The organism is Rhodococcus sp. C3V, assembly GCF_029269915.1.
Lineage (GTDB): Bacteria > Actinomycetota > Actinomycetes > Mycobacteriales > Mycobacteriaceae > Rhodococcus_F > Rhodococcus_F qingshengii.
Genome location: NZ_JARJBE010000072.1, coordinates 1 through 606, shown reverse-complemented (window position 1 = coordinate 606; position 606 = coordinate 1). Strand labels below are relative to the sequence as shown.

1 protein-coding gene is annotated in these 606 nt (G+C 60.4%); it reads right to left on the bottom strand.

The window, feature by feature from the left end:
- Nucleotides 1-606: condensation domain-containing protein (locus tag P3G66_RS31845; RefSeq protein ID WP_276117889.1), on the bottom strand; the 606-nt coding region annotated here is incomplete at both ends.

The following is a 606-nucleotide window of genomic DNA, read 5'->3' as shown; positions in this document are numbered from 1 at the left end:
AACCGTCACCCGCAATGTGATGCACCGTCATCGCCAGGACGTACTCGAACTCGTCGAGCTGGAACAGATGAGCTCGCATGGGAATTTCGGACGTGACGTCGAAAGTTGCGCCGAGGACTTCGGAAACTCGTACGAGGAGAGCACTTTCGGACACATACTCGATCGTCAGGTCCACGGCCGCGTCATCCGGCGAGAGAATTCTCTGGAAACCGATGCCGTCCACTTCAGGGTAGACCGTCCGGAGAACTTCGTGGCGCAGCACCAGATCACCCACTGCCGCAGCAAGCGCCGATTCGTCGAGGGCGCCGGAGAGGCGAAGGACCACTGGCATGTTGTATGCCGACGACTCAGGTTCGAAGCGGTTGAGGAACCACATCCGGGACTGAGCCGGTGACAACGGGATCGCCGACGGGCGTACCCGGGCTGTCAGGGCCGGCCTACTCGAGGATGATGAGGCGTCGAGAACCGCAGCGAGTTCGGCTACCGTCGGCGAGTCGAAGATGGCCCGCAGCGGTATGTCAGTGCCTCGGTCTGCGTTGATGCGGCTGACGAGTCTGGTCGCATTGAGCGAATTACCACCCAACTCGAAGAAATCATCATCCACAC